This window comes from Pseudomonas sp. NPDC088429 (assembly GCF_044753305.1).
Taxonomy (GTDB): Bacteria; Pseudomonadota; Gammaproteobacteria; order Pseudomonadales; family Pseudomonadaceae; genus Aquipseudomonas; species Aquipseudomonas rustica.
In genome coordinates this window covers 52,340-71,234 of the sequence record NZ_JBIVMX010000016.1, presented here as the reverse complement: position 1 = coordinate 71,234, position 18,895 = coordinate 52,340, and the positions used below count along the sequence as shown (strand labels likewise).

The following is an 18,895-nucleotide window of genomic DNA, read 5'->3' as shown; positions in this document are numbered from 1 at the left end:
TTTTTGAGCTGAATCCGTCCGTGTAGGAGCTGCCGAAGGCTGCGATCTTTTGATTCTGGTTTTTAAGATCAAAAGATCGCAGCCTCGTTGCACTCGTCAGCTCCTACACATGGGTGGGTGTTGCCCGTGAGTGCAGGGCCGGGCATGCTGCTGGCTGATTTTCTATTCCAAGGGCTGCCTCGGTGGCCGAAGCAAGGAGAACACGATGTCCAACACCCTGTTTATCACCGGCGCAACGTCCGGTTTTGGTGAAGCCTGCGCCCGCCGTTTTGCCGAGGCTGGCTGGAAACTGGTGCTGACCGGTCGTCGTGAAGAACGCCTTAATGCGCTGTGCGCAGAATTGTCGAAGCAGACCGAAGTGCATGGACTGGTGCTCGACGTGCGTGATCGCAAGGCGATGGAGGAGGCGATAGCCAATCTCCCGCCATCGTTCGCCAAGCTGCGTGGCCTGATCAACAACGCCGGTCTGGCGCTGGGCGTTGATCCTGCGCCGAAGTGCGATCTGGACGATTGGGACACCATGGTCGACACCAACGTCAAAGGCCTGATGTACGCCACGCGCTTGCTGCTGCCGCGTTTGATCGCCCATGGCCGTGGCGCCGGTATCGTTAACCTCGGTTCGATCGCTGGTAACTACCCGTACCCGGGCAGCCATATCTACGGCGCGACCAAGGCGTTCGTTAAGCAGTTTTCGTTGAACCTGCGTTGCGACCTGCAGGGCACCGGCGTGCGCGTCAGCAACATCGAGCCGGGTCTGTGCGAGAGCGAGTTTTCGCTGGTGCGTTTTGCCGGCGATCAGGAGCGTTACAACGCGACATACGCCGGTGCCGAGCCGATCCAGCCGCAGGACATCGCCGAAACGATTTTCTGGGTGATGAATGCGCCGGCGCACATCAACATCAACAGCCTGGAATTGATGCCGGTGAGCCAGACCTGGGCTGGCTTTACGATTGAGCGGAACAAGGCCTGACACCGCGTTGAAGCCATTCGCGAGCAAGCTCGCTCCCACATTTGATCGCGGTCTCATGTGGGAGCGAGCTTGCTCGCGAAGGGGCCGTCACAGGCAATAAATCCCGATAAGGTAAACTCCCCTCGCAACAACCCAACCGCACCCCGCGGTTTTCAAGGTTTTTCGAGGAGTCAAAGTGAGTAACCGAGGTGAGCAGTCGCTGCTCAAACAATCGACCATTCTGATGTTCGCCGTGGCGATCGCCGGGATCGTCACCGGTTTTGTTTCTGGTTCGCAATCCATCCTTTTTGATGGTTTTTTCTCGCTGATCGCCACCTTCATCAAAGTCCTGATGCTGATCACTGCCAAGTTGATCGCCAAGGAAAGCAATCACCGCTTCCAGTTCGGTTTCTGGCATCTGGAGCCGATGGTGCTGCTGATCGAAGGCAGTTTCCTGCTGTTGATCGCGATCTATGCGTTTCTCAACGGTGTGTTTGGCATCATCAACGGCGGTCGTGAGATCGAGTTGGGCTTGGTGATCATCTACGCCGCGGTGTTTACCGTGGTCGAGTTCGCCTATTTCTTCTACGTCCGACAGCGTAACCGCAAGCTCAAATCGACCCTGATCCAGTTCGACAACATCAGCTGGCTGGTGGACGCGATGCTGTCCGTAGGCCTGTTGATCAGTTTCCTCGCGGCACTGCTGCTCAAATCCCAGGGTTATGGGCAGTGGGCGGTGTATGTCGACCCGCTGATCCTGATCGTGCTGGCGCTGACCATGTTGCCGCCGGCGTTCAAGATTCTTGGGCCGGCGTTACGCGATGTATTGGGCATCGCCCCGGACACGCTGGATGATCAGGTGCGTCAGGTGATGGAAGAGGCGAAGGCTGAGCATGGTTTCGACGATTACGTGTCGTACGTGCAGAAGCACGGCCGGGCGCGGTTTATCGAGATTCATGTGGTGTTGCTGGCGGACTATGCGCTGAACCATGTCGGGCAGCTGGATGCGTTGCGCGAGGAAATTTCGGCGAAGCTGGGCAAGCCGGATGCGGCGCGGTGGCTGACTATCAGCTTTACCGGTGACAAGAAGTGGATTGCCTGATGTAAACCTGATTGCTGTTGAGAACAGATTTGTGATGCAGGGGATTTAGGTAGAGAAGGGATTTACTGTAGAGAAGGGATTTATTGTGGCTAGGGGATTTATTGTGGCGAGGGGATTTATTGTGGCGAGGGGATTTATCCCCGTTGGGCTGCGCAGCGGCCCCGCTTTTTATCAGGGCCGCTTCGCGCCCCAACGGGGATAAATCCCCTCGCCACAGTAGATCTCCTCAGCACATTGGACTACGTTTGCCATGAGATCAGCGCAAATATTCAGCCAGACCGTGATAGCAAGTCGCAAGGTGATACGGCGTAGTCGAAGGCATGTCCTTGCGACTCACCTCACCCAGCTCATCCCGGCATTCATGCCAGCCACCGGCATGCAGAAACCGTTGCTGCAATGCCTGCAACTGACGCAACACCACCGCCTCGCTACCCTGACGCAACGTCAGCGCGCGCAAATATTCCGCCTGCGCCCAGATTCGTTGAGTCGAATCCTTCGGCTGGCCATCCTGTCGCAGATCGAGCATCGCCCGCACCGCGCCTGACGGCTGTTCCACGCCATGCTGCTCAGTAAACGCAAACGCCCGATCCAGCGCCGCGTGCAGTTTCGAACCGCGCAACAACGGCGACGACTCGAGCAGGAAATACCATTCGAACTGATGCCCCGGCTCGTACCAGTTATCCACAGCCCCCAGCGGTTTCTCCATCAACACGCCATATTGCGGATCGACGAAGCGCTTGTGCATGGCTGTGCATAACTCCAGCAACGCGGTTTGGGTCTGGGCATCTTCGCGAACGGCGAGCGTGGCGAGGAAGGCTTCGGCCAGGTGCATCAACGGGTTTTGCAGCGGGCCGGTTTCCAGGGTGATCCAATCGCGATCCAGGCACGCCTCGTATAAACCATCACCGGTGGCAAAGCGTCGACCAATGATTTCCAGCGCCGCATTCAACGTCGATTCGACCAGCGGATCGCCGGATTTGCCCCAGTAGTGCGCGCAGGCAAAAAGGATGAAGGCGTGGGTGTAGAGATCCTTGCGCTGATCCAGCGGTTTGCCCTGCGCATCGATGCTGTAGAACCAGCCGCCGTGGTCGGCATCGTGGAAGTGCCGTTGCAACGAGCGGAACAGCGACGCCGCGCGAACCTCAGCGTTATCCACAACCCCGATCAGACTGGAAAACAGATACAACTGCCGCGCGCACGCCATCGCGCGATAGCGTTGCGGTGGCAGGGGTTGATGCACGGCGTCCAGCGCCTCGTACGGCAGCGCCATGTCGGCGTTCCAGCCCGGGCCTTGCCAGAGTGGCACGATCACGTTGACGAAGTGCTGTTGCACAGCGCCGAACAGGGCGGTCAATTCAGGCAGGGAGGTGGAGCGGGAAGCGTGGGGCATGGGCGGGCGTCGTCACGGGCTGGGGCGATTGCGCGACATGGTAGCAGAGAGCATCAGTCGGGTGACGAACCTGTAGGAGCTGCCGCAGGCTGCGATCTGTTGATCTGGCTTTATAAAGTCAAAAGATCGCAGCCTGCGGCAGCTCCTACAGAAGATCAGGCGTTTAGCCGGCCAGCAGCCAGGCGCCGGTGATTGCCGAAGCCGCGCCTGCAACGCGCACCAACGGTGCAGCAGTTTGAGGCAGGAAACGCACTACGGCATAACCCGCCGCATGCAGTGCAGCCGTCGCCGCTACAAAACCAGCCGCATACGCCCACGGGCTAGTCATATCCGGCAATTCCAAGCCATGCGCGACACCATGGAACAACGCAAACACCGCTGTCGCCAGCACCGCCATCACCAGCGGCGGACGCACCGCCAATGCCACCGCCAGACCCAGCGCCAGTACCGACGCAGCAATCCCGCTTTCCAGCGCCGGCAGTTCCAGCCCTTCAAACCCGAGCAGGCCGCCCATCAGCATGGTGCCGACAAACGTGCACGGCAGCGCCCAACGCGCCGCGCCTTGTTGCTGCGCCGCCCACAAACCGACGGCAACCATTGCCAACAAATGGTCGAGGCCACCAATCGGGTGGCTGATGCCGGCGATCAAACCACTGTCGCCGTGGCCCGGGTGGGCGAAGGCCAGCGCCGGGGTCAGCAGCAGTGCCATGGCGCCCAGAATGCGTTTAAGTGTCATGAATAAGCTTCCTTGTTGATAAATAAATCAGGCTGCGGTCAGCAGGCCCTGGCGTTCGATGAAGGCGATGATGGCTTCCAGACCCTGACCGGTTTTCTGGTTGCTGAAGACGAACGGCTTGCCGTTGCGCATGCGTTTGGTGTCGCTGTCCATCATTTCCAACGAGGCGCCCACCAGCGGCGCCAAGTCGATCTTGTTGATCACCAGCAGATCGGATTTGCAGATCCCCGGTCCGCCCTTGCGCGGCAGCTTGTCGCCGGCGGAAACGTCGATCACATAGATAGTCAGGTCGGACAGTTCCGGGCTGAACGTCGCCGAAAGGTTATCGCCGCCCGACTCGACGAGAATCAGATCCAGCCCCGGGAAGCGCCGATTGAGTTGATCCACCGCTTCAAGGTTGATCGAGGCGTCTTCGCGGATTGCCGTGTGCGGGCAGCCGCCGGTTTCCACGCCGATGATCCGCTCCGGCGCGAGGGCTTCATTGCGCACGAGGAAATCGGCATCTTCGCGGGTGTAGATATCGTTGGTGACCACGGCGAGGTTGTAGCGCTCACGCAGGGCCAGACACAGGGCCAGGGTCAACGCGGTTTTGCCGGAACCGACCGGGCCGCCGATGCCGACGCGCAGAGGTTGTGTGTTCATTAATGGTTCTCCTAGGAGCGAAATAGGCGGCTGTACTGGCGCTCGTGGGCCATGCACGCCAGGGACAGGCCGAACGCGGCGCTGCCGATGTGTTCGGGATTGATTCGGGTCGCGTCCTGCTGCGCCTGTTGCAGTAATGGCAGCAATTCGCTGGTCAGGCGCTGGGCGGCTTGCTGGCCCAGCGGCAGGGTTTTCATCAGCACCGCGAGCTGGTTTTCCAGCCAACTCCACAGCCACGCGGCGAGGGCGTCTTGCGGGGCGATGCCCCAGGCGCGTGCAGCCAGCGCCCAGCACAAGGCCAGATGCGGTTCAGTGCATTGATCGAGAAAATCACGGGCAGGCGCGTCGAGCTCCGGCAAACCGTTGAGCAATTGCTGCAACGAATAGCCCATCTGCCGGCTTTCCAGATGCAACTCGCGGGTCTCGCGGCTGGCGCGATGTCTTTCGCAGAGGATCAGCAACTCGCTCCAGTTTTCATCCGCCGCCGCCTGGCAATGCGCAAGCAACAACGGCGCCTCAAAGCGCGACAGGTTCAACAGCAACTGATCGCTGATCCAGCGGCGGGCGTCGTCCGGGTTTTTCACCCGTTCGTTATCCACAGCCATCTCCAGACCTTGCGAATAGCTGTAGCCGCCAATCGGCAACTGCGGACTGGCCAGGCGCAGCAGCGCCCAGGCCGGATTCACAGGCGTACGCCGAACTGATGGAGTTTCGGCGCGTAGTTGAAGTCTTCGTCGCCGTGTCGTGAATGATGATGGCCGCCGCCATAAGCACCATGTTCCGGCTGGAACGGTGCTTCGATGGCTGAAACCTGCGCGCCCAATTGTTCGAGCATCGCCTTGAGTACGTAATCGTCGAGCAGACGCAGCCAGCCGTCACCGACCTGCAGGGCGACATGGCGGTTACCGAGGTGATAAGCGGCGCGGGTCAGTTCGAAGGCGCTGGCGCAGGTGACGTGCAGCAACTGCTCGGGGCGGGCGCAGACGCGGACGATGCGGCCATCTTCAGCCTGTAGGCATTCGCCGTCATACAGCGGCGGTTGGCCACGCTCCAAAAACAACCCGACGTCTTCACCTTCAGCACTGAAACAGCGCAGACGGCTTTTGCTCCGCGCTTCGAAGGTCAGGTGCAACTCGGCGGCCCAGACGGGTTGAGGGTCGATTCTGCGGTGAATCACCAGCATCGGAAAACTTCCAACTATGGACAATGGTTGCTCTAGAGCAAGGGGCTTGCCAATCGGACGAGATGTAGGAAATCCCTGTCGGAGCGTAGTGGATGTTTCAAGATGTTGCGGGGATTTGGAAGGTTTTGGTGCATGAAGGTTTTTACATGCACCAATTTGCAGCGGGCAAAAAAAGATCGCAGCCTTCGGCAGCTCCTACATGAAACGCAATCTCTGTAGGAGCTGCCGAAGGCTGCGATCTCTTGATCTTTACTCGGTACTGCCCAGACCCTGCCAGTGCTTCAGCCCGATAAAGATAAAACGCAGCTGCTGAGTGATCTTCGCCTGTGGCGTCAGATGCTCCGGCAGTGCTTCAGCGGGCGGGTCGATGATGTCGGGGAGGGTGGCGAACACCGATTTGACGATCAGATCAGCCATCACGCTCAGGCCGGCGGCATCGAGATGCTGAAGTTTGGGCATCATCGTCAGATCCGATGCAAGGTCGGAGCTGATGTTCTCGCGCAACCGACCAATGGCATGCCGTACCGGCAGCGAACCACCGTATTGCTCGCGGGCGAGAAACAGAAATTGCGAGCGATTAGCGCTGACCACATCGAGAAAGATCCGCACCGAGGCATCGATAATGCCGCCCATGACGAATTCGTTGTGGCGCACCAGGCGGATGGTTTCGCGGAAGGTCTGACCGACTTCACTGACCAGCACCAAACCCAGTTCGTCCATATCGGCAAAATGCCGGTAGAAACCGGTGGGCACGATCCCGGCGGTTTTGGTCACTTCGCGCAGGCTCAGGCTGCCGAATCCTCGGCCGCTTTCCATCAGGTGGCGGGCAGCGTCCATCAGGGCGTTGCGGGTCTGTTGCTTCTGTTCGGCGCGGGGCAGCATCGCAGGGTGTGTTCTTCGGCGGGACAAGCGCCGCACTCTAGCAAATCGGCTTTATCGGCGTCGAACGGCAGGACGGTGCAGCGGGGATTTTTGCGGGATGTTTTACCGGGGCCTGAAAAGTCAAAAGCCCAATCCGTCGATTGGGCTTTTTTTCTGGGCCACCATGGGCTCAGCTCACAGCGCTGTTGCGTTCGATCACACGATCACCACCACCTTCGGCAACAGCCTGGCCTTGTGGGGTTTTGTCGTAGCCGTCTTCAACCAGGCCTTTTTCTTCGAGGCGGTTGCGACCGTTTTCGGCGACAGCCTGACCTTGAGGGGTTTTGTCGTAGCCATCTTCGACCAGACCTTTTTCTTCCAGGCGATCACGGCCGCCTTCTGCTACAGCTTGACCCTGTGGAGTTTTGTCGTAGCCGTCTTCAGCGAGGGTGCCTTTGGTGTGGTCGGAGCCGTCGGCAGCAACGGTCTGGCTGAACACCGAGTAGCTGGTTTTTACTTGTGGAGTGGCTTGTTCGGCGGCAGGCAGAGCGAAAGCCGTGCTGGCCAGCATCGAGAGGGTAAGGCTAAGCAGTAATTGGCGTTTCATGATGGGTTGCTCCTTGGGAGGGCGATAAAGTGGGTACGAGGGCAATGCTACTCTCGATAAGTCGATATAAAAGTTCATAAACGCAATGGTAATAATCAACAGAATTGATTGTTCTGGCGGGAGGCTCTAGATCGGGCCTTTCAGAGCATCGGTTTTGCACCGAGGTGGGTATTTTCGACCCACTCGCGCCTCGCAAAAGTGCGGGTCGCGGTAACGCTGTTCGACTGATCGGTCAGAATCCACCCGGGTTTTTCCGTCTTAATCGGCTTTTCGGTTAAACCTGCGGGCCTTTTGCCAGTCACAGTTTTCATAGGGGCCGCTTTGGCCCGCCGTTTCAGCCTTTCACCGTGTTTTGGGTGAGGGGTCGTGATCAGGAGTTTTGTGCATGACGCGCACTGGAAAAATCTTCAGCTGGATCTTCGCCACCCTCGTGCTGCTACTGGCCGTGCTGGTATTGATCATCGTGTTCTTCGACTGGAACCGGATCAAACCGCCGCTCAACGCCAAAGTCTCGGAAGAACTGCACCGACCGTTTGCCATCAATGGCAACCTCGCGGTGATCTGGCAGCGCGAGCCGGATGAGGGTGGCTGGCGCGCCTGGGTGCCGTGGCCGCATGTGGTTGCCGAGGATTTGAGCCTGGGCAATCCGGACTGGTCGAAGAAACCGCAGATGGTCACCCTCAAACGTGTCGAACTGCGCATCTCGCCACTGGCGCTGCTGGCGCAACGCGTGGTGATTCCGCGAATCGACCTGACCGAGCCCAACGCCGATCTGCAACGACTGGCGGACGGCCGCGCCAACTGGGTGTTCAAGTTTGATCCCAAGGATCCGAATGCTGAACCGTCGAGCTGGGTGGTCGACATCGGCGCCATCGGTTTCGACAAGGGTCACGTCACCCTCGATGACCAGACCCTGAAAACCAATCTCGATGTGCTGATCGATCCGCTGGGCAAGCCGATTCCGTACAGCGACATCGTTGGCGACAAAGCGGCGAAAACCGCGCAGGACAAGGGCGGCGCGCCGCAGGACTACGCGTTTGCGCTCAAGGTCAAAGGCCAATACCACGGCCAGAACCTTACTGGCCAGGGCAAGATCGGCGGATTGCTGGCCTTGCAGGACGCGAGCAAACCGTTTCCGCTGCAAGCCCAGGCGAAGATCGGCGACACCCGCATCGAACTGGCCGGCACCCTGACCGACCCGATGAATCTCGGTGCCCTTGATCTGCGCCTGAAACTGGCCGGCGACAGCCTCGGCAATCTCTATCCGCTGACCGGCGTCACGTTGCCCGATACGCCACCGTATTCCACCGACGGTCATTTGATCGCCAAGCTGCATGACGCCGCTGGCGCGAAATTCACCTACGAAAAATTCAACGGCAAGATCGGCAACAGCGACATCCATGGCGACCTGACTTACGCCGCTAGCCAGCCGCGACCAAAACTCAGCGGTGCGCTGGTTTCCAATCAACTGCTATTCGCCGACCTTGCGCCGCTGATCGGCGCCGATTCGAATGACAAGCAAAAGGCCCGTGGCGGCGACAGCAAGCAACCGGCGGATAAAGTGCTGCCGGTCGAGGAGTTCAAGACCGACCGCTGGCGCGCGATGGACGCCGATGTCGAGTTCACCGGTAAACGCATCGTCCACAGCGAGAAGCTACCGTTCAATGACCTCTATACGCATCTAGTGCTCAACGACGGCGAACTGAGCTTGCAGCCGCTGCGCTTCGGCGTCGCTGGCGGCAATCTCGATGCACAAATCCGTCTCAACGGCCGCACCGAACCGATGGAAGGCCAGGCCAAACTCACCGCGCGCCGCTTCAAGCTCAAAGAGTTGTTCCCGACCTTTGAACCGATGAAGACCAGTTTCGGTGAGCTGAATGGCGACGCCGATATCAGCGGTCGCGGCAACTCTGTGGCGAAATTGCTGGGCGGCGCCAACGGCAAGTTGAAGATGTTGATCAACGACGGCGCGATCAGCCGTGAATTGATGGAGCTGGCCGGGCTTAACGTCGGTAACTACGTGGTCGGCAAAATCTTTGGCGACAAGGAAGTGAAGATCAACTGCGCGGCGGCGGATTTCGATATCAAAACCGGTCTGGCGGCCACGCAGCTGTTTGTCTTCGATACCGAGAACGCGATCATTTATATCGATGGCACGGCGAACATGGCCACCGAGCAACTAGATCTGACGGTGACGCCGGAATCGAAGGGCTGGCGTTTGATTTCCCTGCGTTCGCCGCTGTACGTGCGCGGCAAGTTCATCAAGCCGGACGCCGGTGTTAAACCAGTGCCGTTGCTGTTGCGCGGTGCGGGGATGGTGGCGTTGGGCGTGATTGCGGCGCCGGCGGCGGGGTTGCTGGCGTTGGTGGCACCAAGTGGCGGCGAGCCGAATCAGTGCGCGCCCCTGCTGGAGCAGATGAAGGAAGGGAAAGCGCCGGTAACGGTTAAACCTACCAAGTAATCGGGCAAGATCAAAGGATCGCAGCCTTCGGCAGCTCCTACGCCGATCGTTCCCACGCTCTGCGTGGGAATGCCTCTACAGACGCTCCGCGTTGGCATTAAAAAGGCACGCAGAGCGTGCCGGGCTGCATTCCCACGCGGAGCGTGGGAACGATCAGTTAATGCATTCTCATGTAGGAGCTGCCGAAGGCTGCGATCTTTGTGCTTTTGTTGCGGCCTCTTCGCGAGCAGGCTCGCTCCCACATTGGAATGCATTTCAAATGTGGGAGCGAGCCTGCTCGCGAAGGCGATTTATCAGGGTTTAGAGGTCGTTCAGGATGTCGGCCATGTCATCGGCGTGCTCTTCTTCTTGCGCGAGGATGTCTTCGAAGATGCGCCGTGTGGTCGGGTCTTTCTCGCCGATGTACTGAATGATCTCGCGGTAGCTGTCGATGGCAATCCGCTCAGCGACCAGATCCTCGTAAACCATCTCTTTGAGGGTGTTCCCGGCCACGTATTGCGCGTGGGACATTTTCGACAGCAGGTCGGGATTGAACTCAGGCTCGCCGCCCAATTGCACGATGCGCTCGGCCAGACGGTCGGCGTGCTGGGCTTCCTGGGTGGCGTGTTCGAGAAATTCTTCGGCGGCCACATGGGCTTTGACGCCGTTGGCCATGAAATAGTGGCGCTTGTAGCGCAACACGCAGACCAGTTCGGTGGCCAGCGATTCGTTGAGCAAGCGCAGCACCTCCTCACGGTCAGCGCTGTAGCCTTCAGTTACAGCACCGTTCTCGACGTGTTGGCGCGCACGTTCGCGCAGTGTTTGAACATCTGACAGATGCAGGTCGTCGCTCATTTCGATCTCCAGGAGGCTAATCCGATGGGCGCCACGTTCTGCGGCCGTGGTCGCTACCCAAGTTGTGAGTCATGAGCGAAGCAAAAAGTTTTATGCAATTTGCGCAGGCCTCGGCGTCAACCCCGACAACGCCGCCTCCTCGCGCAACCACGCAAAAAATGCGCGCACCGGCGGATGTCGTTCGCGGCCCGGCACACACAACGCGCTGTACCCGGCGCCATCGACCACAACGTCGGCTTTGTAAGGCACCAGCAGACCACTGGCGACACTTTCCGAGACCAGAATATTGCTTGCCAGCACCAGGCCTTGCCCGGCGATCGCCGCTTGCAGGGCGTAATGTTCTTCGTCGTACTCGCGGTTCGCCGGCGACTGTTTGAGCCAGTTTTCGCCAGCCTTTGCGCACCACGCTTGCCAGCCATGGGCGTAGAGCTTGGAGTTATGCCAATGCACGCTGATCAATGTTGGCGTGCGCCGCGCGGCCAGTGCCACTTGCTCCGTCGAGCCGTAGACGCCGAAGGATTCATCGAACAGGCACAAGCCATACAGGTTCGGATAGTCGTCGAGGCTGTAGCGCAGCACCAGATCGACGCTGGCGTCCTGATGCAAATCGATAACTTCGCAATGGGTATCCAGGCGCACGTTGATGTTCGGATGCTGTGCATAAAAACGTCCGAGACGCGGCACCAGCCATAACGCCGCGAAGGCTGCGGTGGTCGACAGCGTCAGGCTGCTGACGCTGCGTTGCGGGCGCAGGGTGTCGACGCTTTGCGCCACTTCCAGCAGCGCCCCGTGCAGGCTGCGAAACAATCGCTCGCCACCCTCGGTCAGGCGTACCTGGCGCGGCAGGCGTTCGAACAGAGCAAGCCCGAGCCAGTCCTCCAGCGCACGAATCTGATGGGAAATCGCCGTCGGCGTCACCGACAACTCTTCGGCGGCCGCTTTAAAGCTCAACAAACGTGAAGCAGATTCGAAAGCGCGCAGGGCGGTCAGCGGCAGCGAGGCGAACATTGAAAACTCCACGGATGAAAACAATTCATCCCGACTGATTTTTGCTCATTTGTTTAGACGTCATGGCGAGCTTCAAGCTGCAAGCCACAAGCTGTTTGATTCTAGTCCGGAGAATGTACAGATGAGCAATATTCTTGTGCTGCATGCCAGTCCACGTGGTGATCGTTCCACTTCGCGCCGTCTGGCGGAAAGTTTTCTCAGCGCCTGGCAGGTGCGCCATCCGCAGGCTCAAGTCACTCGCCGTGAAGTCGGGCGGGCATTGATTCCGGCAGTCAACGAAGCGTTCGTCGCCGCAGCGTTTTACCCCGAGCCCGACAACCGGCCTCTGTCGATGCAGGCCGATCTGGCGCTCAGCGATCAACTGGTCGGCGAATTGTTCGATCATGATCTGCTGCTGATTTCCACGCCGATGTACAACTTCAACGTACCCAGCGGGCTCAAGGCCTGGGTCGATCAGATCGTGCGGCTGGGCCTGACCTTCGATCACACGCTGGACAACGGCGTCGCCCAATACACGCCGCTGTTACAGGGCAAGAAAGCCTTGATCGTCACCAGTCGCGGCGGATTCGGCTTCGGCCCCGGTGGCGAACTGGAAGCGCTGAACCACGCCGATCCATGGCTGCGCACGGCGCTGGGTTTCATCGGCATCAACGATGTCAGCGTGGTCGCCGCCGAAGGTGAAGAATCCGCCGAACGCAACTTCGCGGTGTCGGTGGCCGAGGCCGAGCAGCGTTTGCTCGACCTTGCCCGGGAGTTCTAGGTGGCCTGGGTGTTCCTGCTGATCGCTGCCGGTTTTGAAGTCACCTTCGCCATGGGCATGAAGTACGCCGAAGGTTTCACCCGGCTGTGGCCGTCGCTGATCACGGTGATCGCGGCGATCGGCGGGATTTACTTTCTGACTTTGGCGATGCGCGAGTTGCCGGTGAGTATTGCTTATCCGATCTGGACGGCCATCGGCTCGCTGGGCACGGTGTTCCTCGGTTTTGCCTTGCTCGGCGAGAGCCTGACGCTGGTCAAACTGCTGTCGGTGGGGCTGATTGTGGCGGGGGTAGTGGGCCTGAAGTAGGCTGGTCGATGAGTTGTCATCATCAGGGAGGATGCTTGGCGGGCGTTTTGCAGGCCTTGCATCCACTCACCGACCACAAGGATGTTTGCCCATGTCCACGCGTTATCCGCTGGTGCTGGTTCCGGGCATGCTCGGGTTTGTACGTTTAGTGCTCTATCCGTATTGGTACGGAATCGTCAAAGCCTTGCGCCGTGGTGGTGCGACGGTGTTTGCGGTTCAGGTGTCGCCGCTCAATTCGACTGAGGTGCGGGGCGAGCAACTGCTCGCGCGTATCGATGAGATTCTGCGCGAGACCGGCGCGCAGAAGGTCAACCTGTTCGGCCACAGTCAGGGCTCGTTGACGGCGCGCTATGCCGCGGCGAAACGCCCGGATCTGGTGGCGTCGGTCACGTCGGTGGCGGGGCCCAATCATGGTTCGGAGCTGGCGGATTATCTGGAAAAACATTACCCGGCGGACAGCGCCAAGGGGCGTCTGCTTGAGGCGTTGTTGCGTTTTTTCGGGTGGCTGATGGCGGTGCTGGAGACCGGTTATCGCGGGCCGGGATTTCCGGTGGATGTCCATGCTTCGCACCATTCGCTGACCACGGCGGGCGTGGCGCTGTTCAACCAACGTTATCCACAGGGCTTGCCGCAAACCTGGGGCGGGCATGGGCCGGAGGAGGTTAACGGCGTGCGTTATTACTCGTGGTCGGGGACGTTGCAGCCGGGCAAGACCGATCGCGGCGGCAATCTGTTTGACGGGACCAATCGCAGTTGTCGCTTGTTCGCGAAAACCTTTGTGCGCGAGCCGGGGCAGTGCGACGGGATGGTCGGGCGGTACAGCTCGCACCTCGGGACGGTGATTGGCGATGATTATCCGCTGGATCATTTCGACATTGTTAACCAGTCGCTGGGGCTGGTGGGCAAGGGCGCGGATCCGGTGCGGTTGTTTGTTGAGCACGCGGCACGCCTTGAGGCAGCGGGGCTTTAGGGGCGAACAACAAGATCAAAAGATCGCAGCCTGCGGCAGCTCCTACATGATGTTGAGGCGTTCACATAATTTGTGTCCGACACCCAACCTGTAGGAGCTTCCGCAGGCTGCGATCTTTTCCATCAGGCAACGCTGATTCGACGACCCAACACCGTCGTCCAACGCTCAGAAAGTATCACCCCACCCAACGTCAGCAATCCGCCCACCAAGTGATACATCGCCAACTGCTCCTTCAACACCACCGCCGCAATCAGCGCAGTAATCAATGGCAGCAAATTAAAGAACAATGTCGTCCGGCTCGGCCCCAGGCGTTGCACCGCCTGCATCCACGCCAACGGCGCAACCATCGAAGCCAGCAGGCACGCATACAACACCAGCGGAGTGTTCTGCAGGGTCAAACCGGTTTTCGGCGAAGCGACATACAGCGGAAACAACACGACAATCGCCACCAGCACCTGCAAATACAGCAACACCAGCGGCGGTAAGCGCAGCTGCCATTTCTTCAGCAGCGTGCTGTAAATCGCGTAAGCCAGCGTCGCGATTAACATCATCGCATCGCCCATGTTCAGGCCGTGTTGCAGCAACGCGCCAAGGCTGCCCGACGACACCACCACCAGCACGCCAGCAAACGACAGCACCGCGCCGACCAGCGCACCGGCGGTCAGACGTTGACCGAGGCTGATGATTGCCATGGCCAGCGACATCAACGGCATCAGCGACAAAATGATGCCCATGTTGGTCGCGGTGGTCAGGGTCGCCGCGAAGTAAGCGAGGCTCTGATACACCGCCATGCCGAGTACGCCGAGGACGAAGATCTTGCCCAGATTCGGGCGGATCTGCGGCCAGTGCGCGATCACCGCTTTGAGCATGAACGGGGTGAACAGCAAACCGGCGAGCAGCCAGCGATAGAAACCGATCTCGGCGGGGAAAATCGCCCCGACCGCCAGTTTGTTGATCACGGTATTGCCGGCCCAGATAAAAATCGCCAGCAGCGGAAACGCGTATTGCATGAGTTGAAACCAGTACGTTGATGAGTCGCAATTATCCCTTGTCTGGATGCAGGCCTATACTTCGAACCGGACAACCTGCCTCTGAAACCGGACAGCATGAACAGTAAACACATCGATCTGCTGGATTTCAGCGAGCTGCCGTCGGCGGTGTACTTCCGTTATGCCGATTTCAACGCCCACGAATTCGCCGCGCCGCACCGCCATCCGTGGGGCACGCTGGAATACGCTGCGCACGGCGTGCTGCACATGGACGTCGACGGCAGTCGCTTCATGTCGCCGCCGCAATACGCGGTGTGGGTGCCGCCGCAGGTCGAGCACAGTTTTTACAGCCATCAACCGGTCAACTATCGCGCGGTGTGTCTGGATCCCAAGGTCTGCGCCGATCTGCCCCGACGCGCCTGCACGCTGGCGATCAGCGACATTCTCAAAGCGATCCTCAAGGACTTCGCCGCGCGCGATGTGAAAATTCCTCAACTCGATGCCGATCAACGACTGGCGCAGGTGTTGGTTGATCAACTGCAACAGGCGCCGGTGCACGAGTGTTATCTGCCCTACGCGAGCAGTCCGGGTTTGCTGGCGATCCTCGAAGCGTTGCAGGCCGAGCCTAGCAACAACCAGCCGCTGGCGCATTGGGCGGCGCAAGTGCATGTCAGTGAGCGCACGTTGGCGCGTCAGTTTGTACGGGAGTTGGGGATGAGTTTCGGCGAGTGGCGTCAGCGTCTGCGTTACCTTGCGGCGATCGAAGCGTTGGAGGGTCAGCGTAGCGTTCAGGAAATAGCCTTTGATCTTGGCTATAGCAGTGGCTCGGCGTTTATCGCCATGTTTGCGCGACAGGCGGGCTGCACGCCGGAGCAGTATCGACGCAGCCACTGGGAAGGCAGGAAGGTGTAACAAGCTTTGACTACACTCCTGCAGAGGCCGCACCCATCGGTGCGGCGACAAGGAGAAAACTCCATGAAGATGTTGCGTGTGCCTTTGTTGATGATTGGTTTGCTCCTGTGTTCCCAGGGCTTCGCCGCCACGGCGCAGCAAAACAAGATGACCACCTGCAATGCCGATGCGACCGCCAAGAGTCTGAAAGGCGATGAGCGCAAAACCTTCATGAGCACTTGCCTCAAGGCAACGCCTGCGGCTAACGACGGCAAGCAACTGACCCCGCAGCAGCAAAAAATGACCACCTGTAACGCCGATGCGAAAACCAAAGCGCTGACCGGCGATGCGCGCAAGGCGTTTATGAGTGATTGCCTGAAGAAAAAATAAGAGCAAAAGATCGCAGCCTGCGGCAGCTCCTACCTGAGACCGCGATCCTGTAGGAGCTGCCGCAGGCTGCGATCTTTTCGGCGCGACGAGGCACCCGGGCCTGTGCTCGCTTCGGCGCCGGAACGCTGGCAGACTGCCCATCCTTTTACGCCGTTCGTTTTGAGGCTGTATGCCAACGTTTTCTGAGCGTCATGTAGTGTTCTGGGTCAGTTGCATCATCATTTTCGGCGGTTTGCTGCTGGTGCTGCCGCTGCGCTTGTTGCCGAGCCTGCTCGCCGGCTTGTTGGTGTTCGAGCTGGTCAACATGCTCACCCCGCAACTGCAACGGTTGATTGAAGGTCGACGTGCGCGCTGGCTGGCAGTGGCGTTGCTGGGGACGTTGGTGGTCAGTGTGCTGGCGCTGCTCTTTGCCGGCGCGATCAGTTTCCTGTTGCACGAAGCGGAAAACCCGGGCGCCTCACTGGATAAATTCATGGGCGTGGTGGATCGTGCGCGCGGGCAACTGCCGCCGTTCATCGACGCTTATCTGCCCGCCAGCGCCGGTGAATTCCGCGTGGCGATTGGCGAATGGATGAGCAAGCATCTCTCCGAGCTGCAACTGGTCGGCAAGGATGCAGCGCACATGTTCGTGACGCTGCTGATCGGCATGGTGCTCGGCGCGATCATCGCCCTGCAGCGCGTGCCGGACGTCACCAAACGCAAACCGCTGGCGGCGGCGCTGTTCGACCGTCTGCACCTGCTGGTTCAAGCGTTTCGCAATATCGTTTTCGCGCAGATCAAAATTGCCTTGCTCAACACCTTCTTCACCGGGATCTTCCTCGCGGTGATCCTGCCGATGTTCGGCGTGAAGCTGCCGTTGACCAAAACCCTGATCGTGCTGACCTTCTTGCTCGGTCTGCTGCCGGTAATCGGCAATCTGATATCCAACACGCTGATCACCATCGTCGGCCTGTCGCTGTCGATCTGGGTGGCGGTGGCGGCGTTGGGTTATCTGATCGTTATCCACAAACTTGAATACTTCCTGAATGCGCGCATTGTCGGCGGGCAGATCAGTGCCAAGTCGTGGGAGTTGCTGCTGGCGATGCTGGTGTTCGAGGCCGCGTTCGGCCTGCCGGGGGTGGTGGCGGGGCCGATTTACTACGCGTATTTGAAGAGTGAGTTGAAGCTGGGAGGAATGGTTTAACAGCAGCTTCGAGTTGCAAGCTTCAAGCTACAAGTAAAAGCAGAAGCCAGAGCCGCAGAGGCTCTTGCTTTTGCTCTTACTTGCCGCTTGCCGCTTGCCGCTTAAAGCTTGCAGCTGCCGTTAAACGCCATAGCGTTTGCGGGCTTCAATCGCCAAACCACTACCAATGCTGCCAAAGATATTCCCTTCAACATGCCGCGCATTCGGCAGCATCGCCGAGACGCTGTTGCGCAGCGCCGGAATCCCGCTCGAACCACCCGTGAAGAACACCGTGTCGACCTGATCGACCGCCACACCGGCATCGTTCAACAGCTGCGTAACACTGCCGCGTACCCGCTCCAGCAGCGCATCGATCGCCGATTCAAACAGCGCGCGGCTCAATTCCACGCTCAACCCGGCCTCGATCCGATCCAGCGGCACATGGCGACTGTCGGTGTGGGTCAGCTGGATTTTGGTTTCTTCGACTTCCATCGCCAACCAGTGGCCGGCGCGTTGTTCGATCAACTTGAACAGGCGATCGATACCGCCGGTGTCTTCGATGTCGTAACGCATGCTGCCCAGCGCCAGGCTGGATTTCTGCGAATACACCGAGTTGATGGTGTGCCAGGTCGCCAGGTTCATGTGGTGGCTGGTCGGCATGTAGGCGCCGCTCTTCATGCGGCTGCCGTAGCCGAACAGCGGCATCAGGCCTTGCAGGCTCAGTTGTTTGTCGAAGTCGGTACCGCCGATGTGCACGCCGCCGGTGGCGAGGATGTCATCGTGACGGTTGTCGACACCGCGACGCTCGGGCGACAGGCGCACCAGCGAGAAGTCAGAGGTACCACCGCCGATGTCGACGATCAGCACCAGCTCTTCTTTTTCGATGGTCGACTCGTAATCGAAGGCCGCAGCGATTGGTTCGTACTGGAACGACACTTCCTTGAAACCGATCTTTTTGGCTACGTCGACCAAAGTGTCTTCAGCTTCCTGGTCAGCCAGAGGATCGTCATCGACGAAGAACACCGGACGACCCAGCACCACTTGCTCGAATTCCCGACCGGCGGCGGTTTCGGCGCGGCTCTTCAACTGGCCGATAAACAGGCCGAGCAAGTCCTTGAACGGCATCGCCGTGCCGAGAACGCTGGTGTCGTGCTTGATCAGCTTGGAACCGAGCAGGCTTTTCAACGAGCGCATCAGTCGGCCTTCATAGCCTTCCAGGTACTCGTGCAGCGCCAGACGACCGTAAACCGGGCGGCGTTCCTCGATGTTGAAGAAGACCACCGACGGCAGGGTGATCTTGTCGTCTTCCAGCGCGATCATCGTTTCCATGCCGGGGCGCAGCCAGCCGACGGTGGAGTTGGACGTGCCGAAGTCGATGCCGCAGGCACGGGCTGGAGAGGCGTCTTTCATGTCTTTCGGTTCCGGTCAAAAAAACGGCCGCGCAGTGTATGTCAGTGCGCGCCAGAATCGAAGGCCGGTCATCAGCTATTTCGCGACTAAACTGGTTGAAAATCGCAGCTTCGCCCCAAACTTGCTGGCATGGGCCGGCAGAACCACCGGCGGTCACAAGAACCGCCGTCCACTGCCGATAAACTTCTGCTGCGCCACCCGGTCACAACTTTGAGATCGGTCAACCTGGCACGCGCGAATCGGC

At 59.3% G+C, this 18,895-nt stretch carries 21 protein-coding genes; 10 read left to right on the top strand and 11 right to left on the bottom strand.

The window, feature by feature from the left end:
- Nucleotides 1–205 precede the first annotated feature (205 nt).
- Together ACIP66_RS11485 and ACIP66_RS11480 are read left to right on the top strand one after the other, a co-directional pair.
- Entirely contained in the window at nucleotides 206–970 is a 765-nt protein-coding gene (locus ACIP66_RS11485; RefSeq protein ID WP_400648088.1) for an SDR family oxidoreductase, read from the top strand.
- A gap of 175 nt (nucleotides 971–1,145) precedes the next feature.
- On the top strand, nucleotides 1,146–2,051 hold the full coding sequence (locus ACIP66_RS11480) for a cation diffusion facilitator family transporter (protein ID WP_400648085.1): 906 nt from the start codon (nucleotides 1,146–1,148) through the stop codon (nucleotides 2,049–2,051).
- 256 nt (nucleotides 2,052–2,307) lie between these two features.
- On the opposite strand, the gene ACIP66_RS11475 is transcribed toward ACIP66_RS11480, so the two are convergent.
- From ACIP66_RS11475 to ACIP66_RS11445, 7 genes are all read right to left on the bottom strand, one after another.
- A complete protein-coding gene (locus ACIP66_RS11475) occupies nucleotides 2,308–3,441 on the bottom strand; it encodes an AGE family epimerase/isomerase (protein ID WP_400648082.1) in 1,134 nt (377 codons plus the stop codon).
- 163 nt (nucleotides 3,442–3,604) lie between these two features.
- A complete protein-coding gene (locus ACIP66_RS11470) occupies nucleotides 3,605–4,177 on the bottom strand; it encodes a HupE/UreJ family protein (protein ID WP_400648079.1) in 573 nt (190 codons plus the stop codon).
- A 27-nt stretch (nucleotides 4,178–4,204) separates the two neighbouring features.
- Entirely contained in the window at nucleotides 4,205–4,819 is a 615-nt protein-coding gene (ureG, locus tag ACIP66_RS11465; RefSeq protein ID WP_053116815.1) for an urease accessory protein UreG, read from the bottom strand.
- A gap of 11 nt (nucleotides 4,820–4,830) precedes the next feature.
- Nucleotides 4,831–5,505 carry an urease accessory protein UreF gene (locus tag ACIP66_RS11460; protein ID WP_400648077.1) on the bottom strand — a complete coding sequence of 225 codons (675 nt, stop codon included), beginning with the start codon at nucleotides 5,503–5,505 and terminating at the stop codon, nucleotides 4,831–4,833.
- The gene (ureE, locus tag ACIP66_RS11455) at nucleotides 5,502–6,002 is read right to left on the bottom strand and encodes an urease accessory protein UreE (protein WP_400648074.1); all 501 of its coding nucleotides are present in this window, start codon (nucleotides 6,000–6,002) and stop codon (nucleotides 5,502–5,504) included. The genes ACIP66_RS11460 and ureE overlap by 4 nt, the downstream gene beginning before the upstream one ends.
- A 249-nt stretch (nucleotides 6,003–6,251) precedes the next feature.
- Nucleotides 6,252–6,884, bottom strand: coding sequence for a TetR family transcriptional regulator (locus ACIP66_RS11450; RefSeq protein WP_400648071.1), 633 nt, complete (start codon nucleotides 6,882–6,884; stop codon nucleotides 6,252–6,254).
- A gap of 169 nt (nucleotides 6,885–7,053) precedes the next feature.
- Nucleotides 7,054–7,470, bottom strand: coding sequence for a hypothetical protein (locus ACIP66_RS11445; RefSeq protein ID WP_053116819.1), 417 nt, complete (start codon nucleotides 7,468–7,470; stop codon nucleotides 7,054–7,056).
- Between the two features lie 385 nt (nucleotides 7,471–7,855).
- On the opposite strand from ACIP66_RS11445, the gene ACIP66_RS11440 reads away from it, so the two are divergent.
- Complete coding sequence (locus tag ACIP66_RS11440) at nucleotides 7,856–9,931, top strand: AsmA family protein (protein WP_400648067.1); 2,076 nt, start codon at nucleotides 7,856–7,858, stop codon at nucleotides 9,929–9,931.
- A 300-nt stretch (nucleotides 9,932–10,231) separates the two neighbouring features.
- Here the strand turns inward: ACIP66_RS11440 and ACIP66_RS11435 are convergent, their stop codons facing one another.
- Both ACIP66_RS11435 and ACIP66_RS11430 read right to left on the bottom strand, forming a co-directional pair.
- Nucleotides 10,232–10,765 (bottom strand): bacterioferritin, encoded by a 534-nt coding sequence (locus ACIP66_RS11435; RefSeq protein WP_134175811.1) that lies wholly within the window; start codon nucleotides 10,763–10,765, stop codon nucleotides 10,232–10,234.
- Nucleotides 10,766–10,855: 90 nt separating this feature from the next.
- Nucleotides 10,856–11,785, bottom strand: a complete 930-nt coding sequence (locus ACIP66_RS11430; RefSeq protein WP_400648064.1) for a LysR substrate-binding domain-containing protein — start codon at nucleotides 11,783–11,785, stop codon at nucleotides 10,856–10,858.
- Between the two features lie 109 nt (nucleotides 11,786–11,894).
- On the opposite strand from ACIP66_RS11430, the gene ACIP66_RS11425 reads away from it, so the two are divergent.
- From ACIP66_RS11425 to ACIP66_RS11415, 3 genes are all read left to right on the top strand, one after another.
- Entirely contained in the window at nucleotides 11,895–12,533 is a 639-nt protein-coding gene (locus tag ACIP66_RS11425) for an FMN-dependent NADH-azoreductase (protein WP_400648061.1), read from the top strand.
- Nucleotides 12,534–12,839 carry a multidrug efflux SMR transporter gene (locus ACIP66_RS11420; protein WP_053116824.1) on the top strand — a complete coding sequence of 102 codons (306 nt, stop codon included), beginning with the start codon at nucleotides 12,534–12,536 and terminating at the stop codon, nucleotides 12,837–12,839.
- A gap of 91 nt (nucleotides 12,840–12,930) precedes the next feature.
- Nucleotides 12,931–13,809: an alpha/beta fold hydrolase gene (locus ACIP66_RS11415; protein ID WP_400648058.1), complete on the top strand. Its 879-nt coding sequence runs from the start codon at nucleotides 12,931–12,933 to the stop codon at nucleotides 13,807–13,809.
- A gap of 122 nt (nucleotides 13,810–13,931) precedes the next feature.
- Here the strand turns inward: ACIP66_RS11415 and ACIP66_RS11410 are convergent, their stop codons facing one another.
- Nucleotides 13,932–14,819: a DMT family transporter gene (locus tag ACIP66_RS11410; protein WP_400648056.1), complete on the bottom strand. Its 888-nt coding sequence runs from the start codon at nucleotides 14,817–14,819 to the stop codon at nucleotides 13,932–13,934.
- Between the two features lie 96 nt (nucleotides 14,820–14,915).
- On the opposite strand from ACIP66_RS11410, the gene ACIP66_RS11405 reads away from it, so the two are divergent.
- The 3 genes from ACIP66_RS11405 to ACIP66_RS11395 all read left to right on the top strand — a co-directional run bounded on the left by ACIP66_RS11405 (nucleotide 14,916) and on the right by ACIP66_RS11395 (nucleotide 17,262).
- Nucleotides 14,916–15,710 (top strand): AraC family transcriptional regulator, encoded by a 795-nt coding sequence (locus ACIP66_RS11405; protein WP_400648053.1) that lies wholly within the window; start codon nucleotides 14,916–14,918, stop codon nucleotides 15,708–15,710.
- Nucleotides 15,711–15,773: 63 nt separating this feature from the next.
- Complete coding sequence (locus tag ACIP66_RS11400) at nucleotides 15,774–16,079, top strand: PsiF family protein (protein WP_053116829.1); 306 nt, start codon at nucleotides 15,774–15,776, stop codon at nucleotides 16,077–16,079.
- A gap of 169 nt (nucleotides 16,080–16,248) precedes the next feature.
- A complete protein-coding gene (locus tag ACIP66_RS11395) occupies nucleotides 16,249–17,262 on the top strand; it encodes an AI-2E family transporter (protein WP_053116830.1) in 1,014 nt (337 codons plus the stop codon).
- Between the two features lie 120 nt (nucleotides 17,263–17,382).
- Here ACIP66_RS11395 and ACIP66_RS11390 read toward each other — a convergent pair whose 3' ends face one another.
- Nucleotides 17,383–18,651 carry an Hsp70 family protein gene (locus ACIP66_RS11390; RefSeq protein WP_400648049.1) on the bottom strand — a complete coding sequence of 423 codons (1,269 nt, stop codon included), beginning with the start codon at nucleotides 18,649–18,651 and terminating at the stop codon, nucleotides 17,383–17,385.
- Between ACIP66_RS11390 and ACIP66_RS11385 the strand changes: the two genes are divergently transcribed.
- The gene (locus tag ACIP66_RS11385) at nucleotides 18,650–18,865 is read left to right on the top strand and encodes a hypothetical protein (RefSeq protein ID WP_053116832.1); all 216 of its coding nucleotides are present in this window, start codon (nucleotides 18,650–18,652) and stop codon (nucleotides 18,863–18,865) included. The two genes, ACIP66_RS11390 and ACIP66_RS11385, sit on opposite strands and share 2 nt — an antisense overlap.
- Nucleotides 18,866–18,895: the final 30 nt, after the last annotated feature.